15 protein-coding genes are annotated in these 17446 nt (G+C 67.2%); 10 read left to right on the top strand and 5 right to left on the bottom strand.

The annotated features are described in order from the left end of the window. The first annotated feature begins 44 nt into the window (after positions 1-44). Genes DKT68_RS31895 through DKT68_RS12435 form a run of 3 tightly spaced genes read left to right on the top strand, consistent with a single transcriptional unit; the run spans position 45 to position 2795 of the window. Positions 45-587, top strand: coding sequence for an Rv0361 family membrane protein (locus DKT68_RS31895; protein WP_407940731.1), 543 nt, complete (start codon positions 45-47; stop codon positions 585-587). A gap of 26 nt (positions 588-613) precedes the next feature. Continuing rightward, entirely contained in the window at positions 614-1600 is a 987-nt protein-coding gene (locus DKT68_RS12440; RefSeq protein ID WP_109817576.1) for an ArsA-related P-loop ATPase, read from the top strand. Between the two features lie 43 nt (positions 1601-1643). Then, positions 1644-2795 carry an ArsA family ATPase gene (locus DKT68_RS12435; RefSeq protein WP_109817575.1) on the top strand — a complete coding sequence of 384 codons (1152 nt, stop codon included), beginning with the start codon at positions 1644-1646 and terminating at the stop codon, positions 2793-2795. Positions 2796-2801: 6 nt separating this feature from the next. On the opposite strand, the gene DKT68_RS12430 is transcribed toward DKT68_RS12435, so the two are convergent. Continuing rightward, a complete protein-coding gene (locus tag DKT68_RS12430) occupies positions 2802-3122 on the bottom strand; it encodes a WhiB family transcriptional regulator (RefSeq protein WP_030328078.1) in 321 nt (106 codons plus the stop codon). A gap of 404 nt (positions 3123-3526) precedes the next feature. On the opposite strand from DKT68_RS12430, the gene DKT68_RS12425 reads away from it, so the two are divergent. The 6 genes from DKT68_RS12425 (at position 3527) to DKT68_RS12400 (ending at position 11381) form a co-directional block, all read left to right on the top strand. Beyond that, a complete protein-coding gene (locus tag DKT68_RS12425; RefSeq protein WP_109817574.1) occupies positions 3527-5974 on the top strand; it encodes a transglycosylase domain-containing protein in 2448 nt (815 codons plus the stop codon). Between the two features lie 918 nt (positions 5975-6892). Beyond that, positions 6893-7273, top strand: coding sequence for a hypothetical protein (locus DKT68_RS12420; protein WP_109817573.1), 381 nt, complete (start codon positions 6893-6895; stop codon positions 7271-7273). A 115-nt stretch (positions 7274-7388) separates the two neighbouring features. Then, a complete protein-coding gene (locus tag DKT68_RS12415) occupies positions 7389-8273 on the top strand; it encodes a hypothetical protein (RefSeq protein ID WP_109817572.1) in 885 nt (294 codons plus the stop codon). A gap of 38 nt (positions 8274-8311) precedes the next feature. Continuing rightward, on the top strand, positions 8312-9484 hold the full coding sequence (locus tag DKT68_RS12410; RefSeq protein WP_109817571.1) for a hypothetical protein: 1173 nt from the start codon (positions 8312-8314) through the stop codon (positions 9482-9484). A 20-nt stretch (positions 9485-9504) separates the two neighbouring features. Beyond that, entirely contained in the window at positions 9505-10149 is a 645-nt protein-coding gene (locus tag DKT68_RS12405; protein ID WP_236646856.1) for an ABC transporter ATP-binding protein, read from the top strand. Continuing rightward, positions 10146-11381, top strand: a complete 1236-nt coding sequence (locus DKT68_RS12400) for an ABC transporter permease (protein WP_146218344.1) — start codon at positions 10146-10148, stop codon at positions 11379-11381. The genes DKT68_RS12405 and DKT68_RS12400 overlap by 4 nt, the downstream gene beginning before the upstream one ends. A gap of 356 nt (positions 11382-11737) precedes the next feature. On the opposite strand, the gene DKT68_RS32375 is transcribed toward DKT68_RS12400, so the two are convergent. The 4 genes from DKT68_RS32375 to DKT68_RS12380 form a co-directional block, all read right to left on the bottom strand. Further along, positions 11738-11872: a hypothetical protein gene (locus DKT68_RS32375; RefSeq protein WP_269089849.1), complete on the bottom strand. Its 135-nt coding sequence runs from the start codon at positions 11870-11872 to the stop codon at positions 11738-11740. 246 nt (positions 11873-12118) lie between these two features. Continuing rightward, positions 12119-13285, bottom strand: a complete 1167-nt coding sequence (locus tag DKT68_RS12390; RefSeq protein WP_146218343.1) for a hypothetical protein — start codon at positions 13283-13285, stop codon at positions 12119-12121. Positions 13286-13289: 4 nt separating this feature from the next. Continuing rightward, a complete protein-coding gene (locus DKT68_RS12385) occupies positions 13290-15683 on the bottom strand; it encodes a glycoside hydrolase domain-containing protein (protein WP_109817566.1) in 2394 nt (797 codons plus the stop codon). Positions 15684-15945: 262 nt separating this feature from the next. Further along, complete coding sequence (locus tag DKT68_RS12380) at positions 15946-16401, bottom strand: GatB/YqeY domain-containing protein (RefSeq protein WP_109817565.1); 456 nt, start codon at positions 16399-16401, stop codon at positions 15946-15948. A 25-nt stretch (positions 16402-16426) separates the two neighbouring features. Between DKT68_RS12380 and DKT68_RS12375 the strand changes: the two genes are divergently transcribed. Then, positions 16427-17320 carry a metallophosphoesterase gene (locus DKT68_RS12375; protein ID WP_109817564.1) on the top strand — a complete coding sequence of 298 codons (894 nt, stop codon included), beginning with the start codon at positions 16427-16429 and terminating at the stop codon, positions 17318-17320. Positions 17321-17446: the final 126 nt, after the last annotated feature.

Genomic DNA, 17446 nt, shown 5'->3' with positions numbered 1-17446 from the left:
CCGGGCAGCCCGGCGGGGTCGGTGGCGCCGCTCAGACCGAGGGTCTGGGCGGCTCGGCCGCGGCGCCGGCGGGCACCCAGGACCCGTCCTCGATCCCGCCGCCCCCGCCCGGCTACCCGCCGTACCCGGGCGCCGCCGAGCCGAAGAAGAAGCGCGGCCTGCTGATCGCGGCGATCGCGCTCATCGTGATCATGGTGCTCTGCGTGGGCGGCGGTGTGGTGGCCTTCCTGACCCTGCGCGATGCCGAGACCGGCCAGGGCGCCAAGGAGCCGGCGGTCGCCGTCGACGAGTTTCTCACCGCGGTCTACAAGGATCGGGACGCGACAAAGGCGGCCAGCCGCGTCTGCGCCGCCTCCCGGGACGACAAGAAGATCGCCGCGAAGGTGGCCGAGGTCGAGAAGTACGCCACCGAGTACCAGAACCCGCGTTTCCGGTGGACCACCCCGAAGGTGGACAACCAGACCGGGGAACGGGCCACCGTCTCCACCCGGGTGACCATGACCACCTCCGACGAGAAGGTGGCCGACCAGGATCTGCGCTTCACGGTGGTGCAGAAGTCGGGTTGGTGGGTCTGCGAGGTCGCGTGACCGGCGGGCCTGGATAGGCTCGACGGGTGCGTGCAGCTGAGCGGCCGACCGACCCGGCCGGTACCGGATGGTCGGCCCGCCTCCACGTGGTGACCGGCAAGGGCGGCACCGGCAAGACCAGCGTGGCGGCGGCCCTGGCCCTGGCGCTGGCCGCTGACGGCCGGCGCACCCTGCTGGTGGAGGTCGAGGGGCGGCAGGGCATCGCCCAGCTCTTCGGCATCGACCCGCTGCCCTACGAGGAGCGGCACCTCGCCGACGCGCCGGGCGGCGGTGAGGTGCGTGCGCTGGCGGTGGACGCCGAGGAGGCGTTGCTCGAGTACCTCGACATGTTCTACAAGCTGGGCGCGGCGGGTCGGGCGCTGCGCAAGCTCGGCGCCATCGACTTCGCCACCACCATCGCCCCCGGCCTGCGCGACGTGCTGCTCACCGGCAAGGTGAAGGAGGCCACCACCCGCACGTCGGGGCAGCGCCGCGCGTACGACGCGGTGGTGCTGGACGCGCCGCCGACCGGGCGGATCGGCCGGTTCCTCAACGTCACGGCCGAGACCGCCCGGCTGGCGAAGGTTGGCCCGATCAAGACCCAGAGCGAGGGGGTCTCCGCGCTGCTGCGCTCCCCCATAACCGCGGTGCACGTGGTCACGCTGCTGGAGGAGATGCCGGTGCAGGAGACGGTGGACGCCATCGCCGACCTGACCTCGCTCGGCTTCGGGATCGGGAAGGTGATCGTCAACAGCACCCGACCGGCGGTGCCCGCCGGCCCGGCGGTCACCGCGGCCGAGCTGCGGCGCGGGCTGGTGGCCGCGGGGCTGCCGGCCGACCGGGACATCGTGGCCGGCCTGCACGACGAGGCGCGTGACCAGCTCATCCGGCGCGAGTTGGAGGATTCGCTCCGGGCGGACCTGGTGGAGTTGGGGCTGCCGTTGATCGAGCTGCCGTTGCTACCGGACGGGGTGGACCGGGCGGGGCTCGCGACACTGACCCAGGCCCTCGCGGGCCGATTGACTCACACCTGAGGTCGGCACGGGCGCACGGACCCACCCGGCCCGATACGCTCGATTGGTGCCTTCCGAAGACGCGGCGCCGCAGCTGGACGTCGACAAGATCCTCGCCGACCCGGGCGTGCGGATCGTCGTGTGCTGCGGTGCCGGCGGGGTGGGAAAGACGACCACGGCCGCCGCGCTGGCGCTGCGGGCCGCCGAGCACCACGGCCGGCGCACGGTGGTGCTCACCATCGACCCGGCCCGCCGGCTGGCCCAGTCGCTGGGTTTGACCGAGCTGGACAACACGCCCCGCCAGGTCAAGGGGATCGACGTCGAGACCAGCGGCGGCGAGCTGCACGCCATGATGCTGGACATGAAGCGCACCTTCGACGACGTGGTGCTCCAGCACACCGACCCGGCGAAGGCGGCGGAGATCTTCGCCAATCCCTTCTACCAGGCGATGAGCTCGACGTTCGCCGGCACCCAGGAATACATGGCGATGGAGAAGCTGGGCCAGCTGCACGCCCGGGGCGAGTGGGACCTGATCGTGGTGGACACCCCGCCGTCCCGCTCGGCGCTCGACTTCCTGGACGCGCCGGCCCGCCTCTCCCGCTTCCTCGACGGCCGGATGCTGCGGCTGCTGCTGGCCCCGGCACGCAGCGGTGGGCGGAGCATGTTCAGCCTGGTCACCGCCTCGTTCGGGATGTTCTCGAAGGTGGTGCAGAAGGTGCTCGGCGCGCAGCTGCTCACCGACCTGTCCGGCTTCGTGGCCGCACTGGACTCGATGTTCGGCGGCTTCCGGCAGCGGGCCGAGCAGACGTACCGCATCCTCCAGGCGCGGGAGACGGCCTTCGTGCTGGTCGCGGCGCCCGAGCCGGACGCGGTCCGGGAGGCCGCCTACTTCGCCGGCCGGTTGCGGGAGGAGAAGATGCCGCTGGCCGGCCTGGTCCTCAACCGGGTTCACCGGCCGGCGGTGCCGGAGCTGGACGCCGAGCGGAGCCGGGCCGCCGCCGAGCGGCTGACCGAGCTGGGTGGGCACGAGGCCACCGCCGACGTGCTGCGGGCGCACGCCGCGCTGGCCCGCCAGGCGGTACGCGAGCAGCAGGTCGCCGCGCGGTTCACCGAGGCGTTCCCGTCGGTGCCGGCGGTGTCGGTGACGGCACAGCCCGCCGACGTGCACGACGTCGACGGGCTGCGGACGATCGGCGCGGCGATCAGCCGGCCGTGACCGGCGTCAGTTGGCCGCGCTGACGAGAATCTTGTCCTTGCCGGCCTTGTCCTTGCTGTTCTTCTTCATCGCCGCCTCGAACATCTTGCGCCAGCTCGTCACCTGCGGGTGACGGCGCAGCAGCGCCCGCCGTTCGCGTTCGGTCATGCCACCCCACACACCGAACTCGATCCGGTTGTCCAGCGCGTCGGCCAGGCACTCGTACCGAACTGGGCAGCTCCGGCAGATCCGCTTCGCCACGTTCTGTTCGGCGCCCTGTACGAACAACGCGTCCGGGTCCCCGTTCTGACACGCCGCCAGCGACGGCCAGTCAGTGATCATGCCCATGTGTACACGTCCCCCCTTGCAGTACCTACCGACCTCGTTGCACGTCAGCCGGCAATTCCCCCCGATCGCCCGGCCTGCCTTCCCCAAGGCGGCACGAACGACATGTGGCGCTGTCGCCGCCCCCATCATGCTCTGTAGTCGACTGATTACGCAACGTTGTTGGCGAAATCCATCATTCCGGACACTCCCGGCTTCCCGGGCTTTCGCCCGCCGGTTACCCCGCCGAGGTCGACGAAAACGCTGCGCCGCCTCCTCCGGTCGGAGGAGACTCACGCCAGGTCGGACGCAACCACGCACCGGGGGTCGTGCGTTTAGCACAACGAGGGCAGCGCGCGCAGGAAATGGGGAAAGAACGCCCCAGCGCCCCTCGTTCCCTACTCGCGTACCCTGTCGAGGTGACCTGGATGCGGAAACGTGACCACAATGTGCTGACCAACGCCGCATCGCTGCTCGTGTGTGGCCTGCTGGCCGGCGTGGTGGTCGCAGCGGCGGCCTTCCCCGCGGTGGCGATGTCCGGCTTGGCCGCAAAGGCCGGCGCCGAGACCTTCGGCGCCCTGCCCACGGAGCTGACGGTGGCCCGAGCGCCACAGATCAGCTACCTGATGGCTTCGGACGGCAAGACACCGCTGGCGACGATGTACGACGAGAACCGGCGCGACGTGAAGCTCGCCGACATCTCCCCGTACATGCAGAAGGCCATCATTGCGGCCGAGGACCATGACTTCTACAAGCACAACGGCGTCGACATCAACGGCGTCGCCCGCGCGTTCGTGAACAACCAGAACGAGGGCGCCGGCCGGCAGGGCGCCTCGACGCTGACCATGCAGTACGTCCGGCTGGCCATCGCGTACTCGGCGAGCCACCCGGCCGACGTGGTCGCGGCGACCGAGGACACCAGCGCCCGCAAGCTTCGCGAGATGCGGCTGGCCCTCCAGGTCGACAAGGAGTTCTCCAAGGAAGACATCCTCACCCGCTACCTCAACCTCGCCTCGTTCGGCAACGGCGCGTACGGCATCTACGCCGCCAGCCAGGTCTACTTTGGAAAGCCGCCGAGCAAGCTGAAGATCGAGGAAGCGGCGCTGCTGGCGGGCATGGTGAAGGCGCCCACCACCAACGACCCGACCACCAAGGCCGGCTTCCCGCTCGCTCTGGACCGGCGCAACTACGTCATCCAGAACATGCTCGACATCAAGGCCATCACCCAGCAGGAGGCCGACGCGGCCAAGGCGACCAAGCTGGTGGTGAAGGACAAGCGCACCCCGAACGGCTGCGTCGCCGCCAACGTCAACAGCTGGGGCTTCTTCTGCGACTACTTCTACCGGTGGTGGATGCAGCAGGAGACGTTCGGCTCGACCACGTACGACCGGGAGCGGCGACTGAAGAGCGGCGGCTACACCGTCGTGACCTCGATCGACGTTCAGGCGCAGAGGGGTGCGGACAGGGCAGTCCGCAAGGCCAAGAGCGAGAACAGCAAGGAAGCCGCCATGGTCGCGGTGGTCGAGCCCGGCACCGGCCGGGTCCGGGCGCTCGCGGTCAACCGGCAGTTCAAGCTCGACGACCCGAAGAAACCGACGAACAAGATCTCCAGCGATCCGGCGAAGAGCAGGAAGGGCATCCGGGGCAACTACCCGGCGACGGTCAACCCGCTGCTAACCGGCGGGGACGGCATAACCGGCTACCAGGCCGGCTCGACCTTCAAGATCTTCACCATCGTGGCGGCGCTCGAGAAGGGCATCCCGCTCAGCTACACCTTCAACGCCCCGCAGCAGTTCAGGTCGGAATACAAGATCCAGCCGGGACCTGCCGCCTGCCCCGGCACCAACCTGTACTGCCCGACCAACTCCGGGCTCAAGGCCGGCGGTGTGCAGAACATGTGGACCGCGTTCGCCCAGTCGGTCAACACCTATTTCGTGCCACTTCAGCAGCAGGTCGGCGCCGAGAACGTGGTCGATGCCGCCAAGCGGGCCGGCATCCAGTTCCGTACCACAGAAGATCTCCGACTCAGTGGCACGAAGGACGCGGCGCACGACTGGGGCGCCTTCACCCTCGGTGTTTCGCAGGCCACCCCGTTGGACCTGGCCAACGCGTACGCCACCCTTGCGGCGGACGGCAAATACTGCGAGCCGACCCCGGTCCAGGAGATTCGCGACCCGGAGGGCAGGAAACTGGACGTCGCCAACCCGCGCTGCGAGAAGCGGTTCAGCACCGAGGTGGCCCGGGCCGCCGTTGACGCCGCCCGCTGCCCGGTCGGTGACAACTCCAAGACCAGCAAGTGCGGCAGCAGCCGCACCGCCGCCGTGGTGAAGGGGATCGTCGACGCTCCGGTGGCCGGCAAGTCCGGCACCACCGACTCGGAGAAGACCGCCGCCCTGGTCGCGATGACCAAGCAGTACGCGGTGGCCGGCATCATGGCCGACCCGGACTGGCCGCAGACGAACGTCAAGATGAAGCACAAGGAGAAGGACGGCATCAACCCGCCGGTGTACGAGACGCTGCGGGACGCCATGAAGGGCAAGCCGCGGATCCAGTTCGAGCCGCCGGGCCAGAAGATCTCCGAGGGTGACCAGCGCAGCATCCCCGACGTGAAGTGCCAGTCGGTCGAGACGGCGAAGTCGCGACTCAAGGGCGCCGGCTTCGAGCCCGTCGTCTCCGACGCCAAGGTGACGTCGACCTGCCCGGCCGGTACCGCGGCCGGCACCAGCCCGGACGGGCGCACCATCAAGGGCGGCGTGGTCACCATCCAGGTCAGCAGCGGCGGCGGCGCCAGCCCACCGGCCGGCGGCACGCCCCCCGGCAACAACGGCCAGCCCGGCAACAACGGTCGGCCCGGCGCGGGCCGCCCGGGCGGCTAAGGCTGCGGACAAACATCACATGCCGCACAGTATGTGAGACGGGCGGACACCGGGATTGGTGTCCGCCCGTTTCACATACTGCGGCCTGCCTCCGTGGGTGGCCTCGGTAGCGGTTGGTGGTCAGCGACTGAGGCCGCCCGCAGACGACCAACGCTGCCATCGGCGCCTTGGCGTCCACGGCAACCGGGCGCGCTTGCCCGCGAGAACGGAGCCTGCCGTAGTCATTGAGTCCACGGAAGGCATTGGGCCGATTTATCCGGAGACAAGTTATGCCGGAGTTGTGCTGAAGCGCAGAGATGGCCATGGGGCCTCGCCGGCAAGCACAAAAATCGCCTGAGCGGGCAACTATGGACGACCAAGGCTCGCGGCTGGACCGGACAGCCGCCGCCTTTGAACTATTCCCCGCATTAGTCCTCAGGCGGCAGAGTACGAGGAAAGCAATATAGCAGCGGGGCAACCTCCACGGGGTCCCGGGACGCACGCACCGGCTGCGGATTACCCGGGAACATCCTCTCGGCCCACCATCGAGCGATGTCGCTGCCACCGATCGATCACGGACGGGGTGGAAGTTCGTGCCCTGGCCTGGGTCCGACCGCCCAGTAGATCGGGATCAGGCCTTGCGGAGCGGACGGAGTTGAGCCAGGATTATGGCGGCCAGGGAGGGCGGCACGCCTTACATCAGGCCACACGGGGGCTCTTCGACTGTCCTGCATGCCTTTCTGCGCCTGCCAGGGCTCGGCGATTATCCCTGCATTTGCCACGCTCATTCAGGTCCGGTTAATGCCCTGCCCATCAGGTTATTCCGGACCGATTGTGTCGGCCCGAAAGGCTCCTGAGAAGTCCGTGCCGGTCAATCGACCGCACGAATCACGGGGGTCTCCTCATAGTGCAAGGAGCGAAATGCGAGCAGGACGTATCATGGCAGCCGCGCTGGCCGGAATCGCTACGGTCGTCGCAGGTGGCACCGCAGCGCAAGCCGACAAGGGCGACGGGAATGCGGCGTGCAACCGAACGGAGATTTGCTTCCAGTTCAGCTGGGACAACTTCACCACGAGTTCCTTCCAGCGCCACTTCTGGTACAACGACTCCGACCACTCCAACGACATCTGGGGCAACGTCCCGGACGGAAACACGAGCCTCTGGGTCGCCAATACCGCGGGCGGCCTCTGGAACCGGGACAGCTCTTGCGCGGTGACCGTCTACGACCTTTCGGGCTACCGCACGCCGTACACGGTCTTCCCGCGTGACTTCAAGGCCGCCATCAGCGCCCGGAACAACTCGCACAAGCGCTGCGCCTGACCTGAACGGCGGTGGCGGGCCCGACACCGAGGGCCCGCCACCGTGCAGGCCAACAATCGATGAGGAGAGAGCATTGAAGCGGGGACACACGACAGCGGGCTGCCTCGCGGCCGTCGTGGCGCTGCTGCTGCCGGTGACAGGCTGCTCGCAGCCGGCGGCCGGCCCGCCGGCCGACCTCGCGGCGGCGGAGTCTGACCAGCCGTTCTCGCTCTTCCTCGGCGACGAGCTCGGCCAGATCGACTACGCCCAGATGAAGGTGCGTAACAAGTGCCTGGCCGAGGCCGGCTATCCGCAGAACCTCAACGTCATGCTGGGGCAACCGCGCAACCCGTTCCGGCACCTCCGCATCACCGAGGCATCCTTCGGTCCCACATCGGAGGCTGAGGCGACCCGGATCGGCTTTGGCCGCGATTCACTCCCCGCGCCGTCAGCCGTCGTCAGTTTCGATCCCAGCTACGACCGCGCGTACGACCGCTGTACCGACACGGCATGGCGGGCTCTCTTCAAGGACGGCAAGCAGCTCTACTACAACTACTTCGATCTGGGTAACAAGCTCTCTGAACCTCTGATGCCGATGGTGAACGACCGCATGGACCCGGCGTCCTGGCGTGGCCTGCTGTCCTGCCTTGTCGGCAAGGGTCATCGGCCCAAGGACGAGGCGGCCTTTCTCAAGGCGCCAACCCCGGCCCTCTTCGACGTTCCGGTCGGTACGGACGCCGGGGCGGGTGAGAACGCCTGGCAGCCGAAGGGTGTGCCGGGGACGATCGAGGTCGGCCCTGCGGTGCCGGCTCGGGAATACCGGGCGGGGCCTGCGGAGAGCCGCGTCGCGTTGGCCTGGTTCCAGTGCCGGCGAGATACCGGGGTTGCTCGTCAGCAGGTCGAGATCGCGGTCCAGGTTCAACGGGAACTTGTCGCCAAGCACGAATCGTCTTTCATCGAACTCAATCCGCAAATCACCCAACTCGCCAAGCAGTCGGTAAAGCTGATCGGTGCGGCATGACAGGACCCGGAACCCTCGTCGCTGGTCGTCGGCGCTTCGTGACGCTCGTCGGAGTGTTCGTCATAGTGGTCCTGGTAGTGACCGCCGGCGCGATCTTCGCCGGGCCGAGCCTCCGCTCCCCACAGCAGGTGGCCGCGGACGCGGCGCCACCCTCGCCGTCGCTGGTGACCGCCACGGTAGAGCGTCGACGACTCGTGGAGCCGATCGTGCTTCGGGGACGGGTGGTGCCCGGCCGGAGCGAACGCCTCTTGACACCCTCCGCCGCCGTCGGTGAGAGCAGCGTCGTGACCAAGGTCTCGGTGCGGGCTGGCGACCGGACGGCGGAGGGGCGGGTCCTGCTCGAACGGTCCGGGGAACCGATGTTTGCCATGGCGCTCCCGTTTCCCATGTACCGCGATCTGGTGGCGGACGCGCGCGGACCAGATGTCGTGGAGGTCCAGAAGTCGCTTCGCCGGGTCGGCTACTCCGCCACGGTGACCGGGATTCTCGACAAGGAGACCCGGCGCTACCTGGAGAGCTTCTATCGCGATCGGGGCTACGGAGACCAGACCCCTTCGGGAACCACCCCGACCAGGGCCACCCCGGGGGGCACCGACGCAGACGCGCCGCGCAGCGAGGAAGGCTTGGCCGTCTGGCTTCCGCAGTCCGCGGTCATCGTGATCGACAAGAGCGGTCGCCGAGTCAGCAAGGTGAACGTTCGCGTCGGCCAGGTGCTCAACGATCCCAAGGCCCCGCTGCTCGAACTCGACGGCCAGGCGCCGACCATCGTCGCCACCGTGGACCCGGAGCAGAGCACCATGTTGCGACCTGGCCAGACCGCCGGGGTCATCGACGAGATCACCAATGCCAGGAGTAGCGCAGAGCTGGTCACCGTGGGCAGCGAGCCGGAAGCAGGCGCCGACGGGCAGAGCGGTTTGCAGGTGCACTTCCGGTTCTCGGGGAAGGCGATGAAGGAAGAAGCCCGCTCGGTCCGACTGGACGTACAGGTCGCAGCGGCTGCCGAGGTTCTCGCCGCGCCGGTTTCGGCGATCTATTCACGCCCGGATGGTTCGACGTTCGTTACGGCGGTTACCGACGGCTCGAAACTCGTGGACGTCACCGTCTCACCGGGGCAGTCCGCAGGCGGCTGGGTGGAACTGCAGCTACCGGTCACCGCGCCCCTGGCCGAGGGCACCTCTGTCGTGGTGGGCGAGCAGTCCAGAGGGCAGTGAATGTGTTGAATCTACAAGGCGTGTGTCGCACCTACCTCGATGGTGAGCCGGTTCACGCGTTGCGCCCGGTCGACCTGCACGTCGAGGCGGCCGACTATGTCTCCGTGACCGGGCCCTCCGGTTCGGGGAAGTCCACCCTGCTGAACATCCTCGGGCTGCTGGACACCCCGACCTCGGGCTCTTATCGCGTCGGCGACGTCGAGACGAGCAACTGCGGAGCGGCGCTGCGCGGCGCCATCCGGGGCCAACTCTTCGGCTTCGTCTTTCAGGCTTTCCACCTCCTGCCGGGACGCACCGCCCTGGAGAATGTCGAGTTGGGCATGCTCTACGGGCACAACGGCCGCCGGCAACGCCGACGACTGGCGATGGACGCGCTGGAGCGAATGGGCATGGCTCACCGGGCAAAGGCCGATCCCCGGCATCTGTCAGGCGGGGAGAAGCAGCGGGTGGCCATCGCACGCGCCGTAGCAGCACGGCCAAGGGTCCTCTTCTGCGACGAGCCGACCGGCAACCTCGACAGCGCGAACACAGCTGTCGTCCTGGACGTGTTGCGACAGCTCAACACCGACGGCCTGACGCTGGTGGTGGTGACTCACGAGCCGGAGGTGGCCGCGGAGGCGACCCGTCGGCTCGGCGTCGTCGACGGGGTGGTGGTGGAGTCGTGAAGGGCTGGCGGCATTCCGTGCCCGCCATTGGCGAGCTGGGAGTCCGACCATCCAGGATGCGCCTGGGCGATCTGCTCCGAGAAGCCGCGCTCTCGGTCCTCAGCCATCCAGGCCGCTCCCTGGTCACGGCCATCGGCACGATCCTCGGTTCGGCGGCATTCGTCGCGAGTCTTGGTGTCGGCTCGACCCTCCACCAACAGGTCGCCGCCGCCTTCGACACCCGCAGGGCAACCGAGGTCCTGGTGCAGGCGGAAGACCCGGGTGGATCCCACAGCTGGCTCGACGACGCGGCCCTCGGGCGGCTGACCCGGCTGAATGGTGTCGTGACGGCGGGCCGGCGGGTCGTTCTCGGTGAACAACCCATGAGCCGAAGCAGCGATCTGCGTCGTCCGCCGACGGGGGTGCCCATCCTGGGCGTTGATCCGGCTGCTCTACGGGTCATGGCCCCGCAGTTGACGGCCGGCCGGGGCTTCGATGACTACCACGAGCGAAGCGCCGCGCCGGTGATCATGCTTTCCGAAACGGTGGCGGGCCAACTCGGGATCCGTCGGGTGGGGGTAGCTGTCTTCATCGCCGGCCGGCCCTACACCGTGGTCGGCATCTACCGCGACGTTCTCCGGAGGCCGGAGTCGCTCGCTGGCGCCGTCGTTCCCTATTCTGTCGGCGACCGCCTCGACCAGCCCGGTACCAGCCAGGTGGGCAAGCGGGACGTACTGGTGGAGACCGATCCAGGTGCGGCTCAGATCATCGGCCGGCAGGCGCCTCTCGCGCTACGGCCGGAGGCACCGTCCGAACTGCGGGCCGTGGCGCCCCCAGACCCTCGGACCCTCCGCAGGGAGATCGAGAGCAGTACGACCAAATCGACTCTCATGATCAGCGGCATAGCGCTGCTAATCGGCACCATCTCCATCGGCAACGCGACAACTGCCAGCGTTGCCACCCGTACCGGAGAAATCGGCCTGCGGCGGGCCGTCGGTGCCCGCAGGCGACACATCTTCGTCCAATTGGTGCTCGAGACCGCTGTTCTCGGTGGCCTCGGGGGCCTCAGCGGTGCCCTGATCGGTGTCCTCACCACCTCCCTCGTATCGATCGTCAACGGCTGGGCGCCCGTCATCGAACTACGGATCGCCGTGTTCGCCTCCATGATCAGCATGGTTGCGGGCATGTTGGCCGGGTTGATGCCAGCAGCCCGAGCCGCGCGGTTCTCTCCGGTACAGGCGTTGCAGAAGTAGCCCGGTCGTCGGGTCGGCGACCAGTCTGAGGCCGACCTGTCGGCGTACCTGGGCGGCCGGCCTGTCGGCCCAGGGCCGCCTTTCGGCGGGCGCTTTCCGCCGTCGTCGCCACGTCCGCTGCCGCTCGCCAACCGGGTCGGGCGCCAGTCATCGAGGTACGTGGCGCGGTCCTGGTGAGGGCAATGGCGCCTGATCAACAACTGTTCGCCGGGCTGATTCTCGCCCGTCGCGCCGTCCGGATCGGACCCGTGCGGGTTCTCGGCGCACGGCGTACGTGCCGGTAGCCACGTCCGAGGAACGGCGGCTACCGGCACGCACCATGAATGTCGGCCGTCAGACTGCGTTACTACGAGTCGTCACTGCTTGTGGGCGCCGGCGTTGGACGAGTGCCGGTAGAGAAGTCTGGCCAGAGGGGTCAGGACCAGGAGCACGACCAGGCAGCACAGCGCCAGAGCTCCGTTCGCCCAAGCCGCGCCGGTCACACCCCCCATGCCGCAGGCCAGTCCCTCCTGAGCCCGGCATGCGGGGTCTGGCGTCGACAACCCGTTCACCAGCGGCCCCCCGATGAAGCACAGGACAACCAGACCCGCGCCCACAGCGAAGAAACGCCAGCCCACCCGGTGGTTGCGAATCAGGAGCGCGACCCACACCACGACGAGCAATGTGGACGCTAACGCCATGTACGGCCACTCGAACCAGAGAATCCCGATGGTCGACTCCTCGTTCGCCAGCTCGAGTTACGCTCCCCAAACTGAGTCCAGACAGGTAAGGGTAGTACGTCCCGTCTGACGTTGGGATGGCTCGAGGCTCAGCTCGTCGATCTCTACCAGTGGATGCTTTATCGTCGTCAGACCGGCGGTCGGAGTAGCCAACCGACTTGTCAGGCGCACATCCAGGACGTCGCCCTTCTTGAGCTTCACCGACGTCCGCCACCGAGAGACATATGCGGCACCGTCCCTCAGGCTGGATACGCGCCTGATGCGACCATCGATCCGCTTACCGTTGAGCTGCAACGCAGCTACCTCGATCTCCTGCACCAGCCGCGGATCGAGAGACACCGTGAACGCGGTGTCCATCGGAGCGGAACCCGGACCGGTGGCCGTGATGGTGATCGACTGTGGGTGGAAGTAAACGAACTGACGTTCAACCCCCCATACGTGCCGCGCCCAACCCCCGCTGAGTTCGAACCCCCACGGAACGCGCCCGATCTTGGTGCGTACGTTGCTGCTGGGCCGCAGCTCACGCCGGGACAGGGGCTGATGCGAGGGCCTATCGATCTTCACCGCGCCGACCTGCGGTCGGTGGAGAAGATCACGAGGGTAGGTGGCAGTCCGCACAGTTCCCACCACGGCGACGGCGGAGGCCGCTGGTGCCGTCACGGCAGGCAGCGACTCCTGAAGAGTGAGGGTGTACTCGGTCATCCCGGTCTCCGCGATGGCAGCGACTGCGCTCGTGGTCGCTACCTGTCGGCCAGCCATGGTGATAACGGCGGGCGTCAACGGCGCGTAGAGCCGCTGATCGAAGGTGAGGGTCACGGTCGTGCCCACCGGCAGAGCCCCGCCTTCGTTGACAAGCCGCACCGCCAGCTGGCGTGGGTAACTCGCCACGGCTGTCGAGGTCCCGCTCAACACCACGACAGGATCGTCGGCCACGGGCTCTAGGCGCACGGTCGGGCTCGCCGGCTCCGATGGGGCGGCGCTAGCCGCCGTCGGGTGGCTGCCGATCGTCACCACACCCGCGCCGAGTGTCAGCCCAGCCAGGGTGAGCACCTGACGGCGTGACGCGGATGGTCCCAGAGCGCCGCCGGAGCCTGCGTAATTGTCGTTCATGATGATGATCGAGCCCTCCTGGTCACTTTCGGGTCTGCCGACGGGGACGGGTGTGGCTGGCCACGGTTCGGGCATGCGGTCACATCTGCACGAAGCGCTGGACGACGGTCGTGAACGCGGCGGCGCAGGCCTCCTTGTACTCGTCGGGCACGGTACCCACGATCTGGTAACCGGTGCTGTCACTGAACGTCTCCTGCCAGAAGGCTTCGCGGGCGACGTTGTAGAGAAGGTCTGAGGTCTGGTAGAAGACCGACCTACTGGCATCCAGCAACCTCTGCTGGCTGCTGCCGAAGCGCACCGAGTAGAAGTTGTCGAATCGTGCCTTGGACCTGGTGGGGTCCGAATAGAGTTCGCTGAACTCGAACGACAAGGTTCTTGAGGGATGGGCCCGAAACTGCAGACCGAGGACCATGGCGTCCACGTCCGCGAGTAGGTCCCCGATGGTGAAGAACGAGTCGTCGGACGGATTGGCGATGTGGTCCACTGCCCAGTCGTAGGCATCGGCCTTCGACACACCGCTCTGCAGGACATCCCCCAGGGTGCTGAGGAGATCACCGGCCCAACCACCGAAGTCGACCAGGCTGACCCTGGTCTGGTCGCTGTGCAACGTGTTGTTGAGGACCCCCCCGAAGGTTGCGCCGAAATGCTCGACGTCGGTGTCCCAGAAGGTCACCGGGTCGCGCAGCGGGGCCACGTCCGGTCGAGCTGGGTAATTGTAGGCGAACGCGACGAATTCCTTGTCGATTTCACCGAATGTAGTGCCCATTCCGGGGGTGTCGTATTTTCGGCTTCGGTACCGCAGATACTGGGCGGTCAGTTCCGCCGCTGTCCGTTCATTGTGTCCCTGCTCGATCCACTGGCCGGCCCGGGCCTCCACCCACCGCAGATACGTGTAGAACGCGTCGTTGGCGTCCCGGGCACGCGTCACGCTGTTTACGCCGAGATCCAATCCTGAGACGATGTTGTTGTCGATCTCCACTGCTCCCGGCGTCCCTGCACCTAGAACGAGATTGGAAATCTGATCGAATGCCCAGTTGCTCGGCAGTGGATAGCCGAGGTTTCCGCTGTAACCGGTGGACATGCCACTCACGAAGCTGCGGGTGGTCAAGCCGAGGGAGGCGAGTTGCCGGCAGACGTTGCGACACCCGTACACGCCGATCGCATATTGGTTACCATCTGCGCGCACAGCGTCCCGCACACCGCGGAAGTGTGGAGCGACGGCACTGGTGATCTCCGAATCCAGGGCATCGAAGTCGACCGAGAAGTAGAGGACCGTGCCGTACGGAATGCCGAATTTGCGGGCGGCGGAACATGCAGCCAGTCCGGCCTCGTAGCCTTGGTCGTAGCTGAAGTACTGCACCGCATCGCCCCACTCCTGATAGAGCGGGAAGAAGGACATCCCGTTATCGAGGATGAGAGCGATCTCGGAGTGGCTGAGCATCTTGTTGGTGCCGCCGTTGATGTAACGTCCGACATGCTTGTAACCGGCCGCCTTGACCGTCGCGATCGTCGCGCTGTTGAGCGGGTACATGCAGTCGATGGCAGTCCCCCGACGCTCAGGATCTCCGGTGGAAAGCAGGAGTGACATCCAGGTCTGATAGTCGCCGGCGCCGGACTGCGGCAGTTTCGTGAATTCTTGAAAGTGTTTCACGGCGAACTCGATGCGACTGTCGAATGTGCCCGCACTGCTACTCCAGTGCCCATCGTAACCGTTGAAGGTCAACGCCGCCTGGAACAGGCGGACGAAGCCCCTCTCGCCGTTGTCGACCGATCCCTCCCGAACATAGGCCTGCGATCGAAGTCCAGCCTTCGTGCCGGGTCCCACAACACCGTTTGCAACACCGTCGGCCATGCCCAACTCATACTGGATCGCCAGGATCAGGCCCTTCTGCACGTCACGTGAGAAGTACCCGTCACAGGGTCCATAGTAGAAGTCGCGGCGATTGCCGTAGGACCTGTTCATCCAGCGCTGAATCTGCTGCACGTATGTGTCGCCACCGGACAACAGAACGTAGGCGTCCATGGTCAGCAGTGCCTTGAAGACCTTGGGTGCCACGCCGGTGACATAACCGACGGCAAGTCCCATGTTGTTGACCATGGCAGTGAGGCCGGAAAGAGTGTTGGTATTAAAGGACCCATCCAGTCCGCCACCGCTGTAGCCTTTGCAATAAAGCGCGGCCTCCGCGATGGTCCTCATGTTCATGTTCGTCGAACTGATCCCGACTTCTCCATACTGACTGAGCTTGGTGAAGGTCGTGGGTCCAAAACTGTCCGACAGTTCGGTGATGCCGAGTTCGTGCTGCAGAGCACGGGTCAGAGCGAAGGCTATACCCCAGCCAGTGACGCCGTTTTCGGCGGTACGGACATACCCCGGCACTGACGCATAAGTTGCGTTCACCCACTGCTGAGCCTTCAGAACCATTGGATCCATAACGGAATCTGCCCCCGAGAAGATCGACGTGGCACCGGTCACGGTGCAACGTAATGGTCGACTGACGCCGGATCAGCGACAGCACAGCCAACTACACTCGGATAAGCACAGCAAAAATCGTCCGTTTGACACGACGGACGATTTCCGTACTCACCGACGATAAGGCCTGCTGTGGTGGCGTCAGCTACCCCACATTCTCCCGATGAGAGCAAGCCAGGACGTCAATATAGCAGCGCACTGCTCTTTGCGGGACCCACTCCGTCACCAAGATCGGCGGCGACGAATGGACGTACCGCCGCGGGCATCAGAGGCCGAGCTGGCGGCGTACCTCAGCGGCCACCCGGCCGCCCTCGGCCTGGCCGGCCACCGCGGCCTGGGCCGCCTTCATCGCCGGGCCCATCTGGGCCTTGCCGGTGAACCCGCCCGCGGCGAGCGCTCCGGACACCAGCTGGGTCAGCTCGGCGTCCGAGAGCTGCTTGGGCAGGTAGCGGTCCAGCACCTCGCCCTCGGCGGTCTCCTTCGCGGCCTGCTCGGCCCGGCCCGCGTCGGCGAAGGCGGTGGCCGCCTCCCGGCGCTTCTTGGCCTCCTTGGTCAGCACCGCGAGCACCTCGTCGTCGGTGAGCTCGCGCTTGGCCTTGCCGGCGACCTCGGCGGTGCCCACGGCAGCCAGGGCCATCCGCAGCGTGGAGGTGGTCAGCTCGTCGCGCGCCTTGAGCGCGGAACGCATGTCGGCGGTGAGGCGGTCCTTCAGCGTGCTCATGGACGGTCAAACTACCCTGAACGACATGCGAAAGCGCACACTATTCCGGCTCGCAGCCGGAACCGCCGCCGTCGGCACGGCCACACTCGCGTACGCGTCACTCGTCGAGCGCAACATGTTCACCCTGCGGCGGTACGACGTACCGATGCTGCCGGCCGACGCCGAGCCGCTGCGCGTGCTGCACATCTCGGACCTGCACATGATGCCGGACCAGGCACGCAAGCAGCGCTGGGTGGCGTCGCTGGCCGCCCTCGACCCCGACCTGGTCGTGGTGACCGGCGACAACATGGCGCACCCGGGCGCGGTGCCCGGGGTGCTGCGGGCGCTGCAACCGCTGCTGGACTACCCGGGCGCCTTCGTGTTCGGCTCCAACGACTACACCGGGCCGGTCTGGAAGAACCCGTTCACCTACTTCCTGCCCCACCGGGAGTACACCGAGGGCACCGACCTGCCCTACGAGGAGCTGCGCCAGGTGTTCACCGGCGCCGGCTGGGTGGACCTGAACAACGTCCGGACCACGCTGAAGGCCGGCGGCCGGCAGATCGACCTGGTCGGTGTCGACGACCCACACATCGACCGGGACGACTACGGCGCGGTGTCCGGCGCCGTCTCTTCCTCGGCCGACCTGTCCATCGCGCTGGCGCACTCCCCCGAACCGCGGGTGCTCGACCAGATGGCCGCGGACGGCTTCGGGCTGCTGCTCGCCGGTCACACGCACGGCGGGCAGGTCTGCGTACCGGGCTTCGGAGCGTTGGTGACCAACTGCGGTCTGCCCCGCTCGATGGCCCGGGGGCTGCACCGGTGGCCGGGCTCGGATTCCTGGTTGCACGTCTCCGCCGGCCTCGGCACCCACCCGACCGCCCCGGTCCGCTTCGCCTGCCCACCGGAGGCCACCATCCTCACCCTGATCCCCCGCTGACCATCCGGCGTCTGCTTTCAAGATCCGCGCAGCTTCCGGGAAACTTGCGGCCCGCAGCGCCGGGAGGCGACCAGATCCCTGACGTTGCGCGGATCTTGGCAGCAGACGCCGGATGGTCAGCGGGGG

Origin of the sequence: Micromonospora acroterricola (assembly GCF_003172955.1) — a bacterium.
GTDB lineage: Bacteria > Actinomycetota > Actinomycetes > Mycobacteriales > Micromonosporaceae > Micromonospora > Micromonospora acroterricola.
Note: the sequence above shows the minus strand (reverse complement) of the source record. Positions and strands in the feature narration are given on the sequence as shown.

Excerpts from the sequence above, each read along its gene's own strand:
- DKT68_RS12430 (WP_030328078.1), bottom strand. The coding sequence starts at position 3,122 with ATGGGCATGATCACTGACTGGCCGTCGCTGGCGGCGTGTCAGAACGGG.
- DKT68_RS12425 (WP_109817574.1), top strand. The coding sequence starts at position 3,527 with ATGCGGAAACGTGACCACAATGTGCTGACCAACGCCGCATCGCTGCTC.
- DKT68_RS12420 (WP_109817573.1), top strand. The coding sequence starts at position 6,893 with ATGGCAGCCGCGCTGGCCGGAATCGCTACGGTCGTCGCAGGTGGCACC.
- DKT68_RS32375 (WP_269089849.1), bottom strand. The coding sequence starts at position 11,872 with ATGGGGGGTGTGACCGGCGCGGCTTGGGCGAACGGAGCTCTGGCGCTG.
- DKT68_RS12390 (WP_146218343.1), bottom strand. The coding sequence starts at position 13,285 with ATGCCCGAACCGTGGCCAGCCACACCCGTCCCCGTCGGCAGACCCGAA.
- DKT68_RS12380 (WP_109817565.1), bottom strand. The coding sequence starts at position 16,401 with ATGAGCACGCTGAAGGACCGCCTCACCGCCGACATGCGTTCCGCGCTC.
- DKT68_RS12375 (WP_109817564.1), top strand. The coding sequence starts at position 16,427 with ATGCGAAAGCGCACACTATTCCGGCTCGCAGCCGGAACCGCCGCCGTC.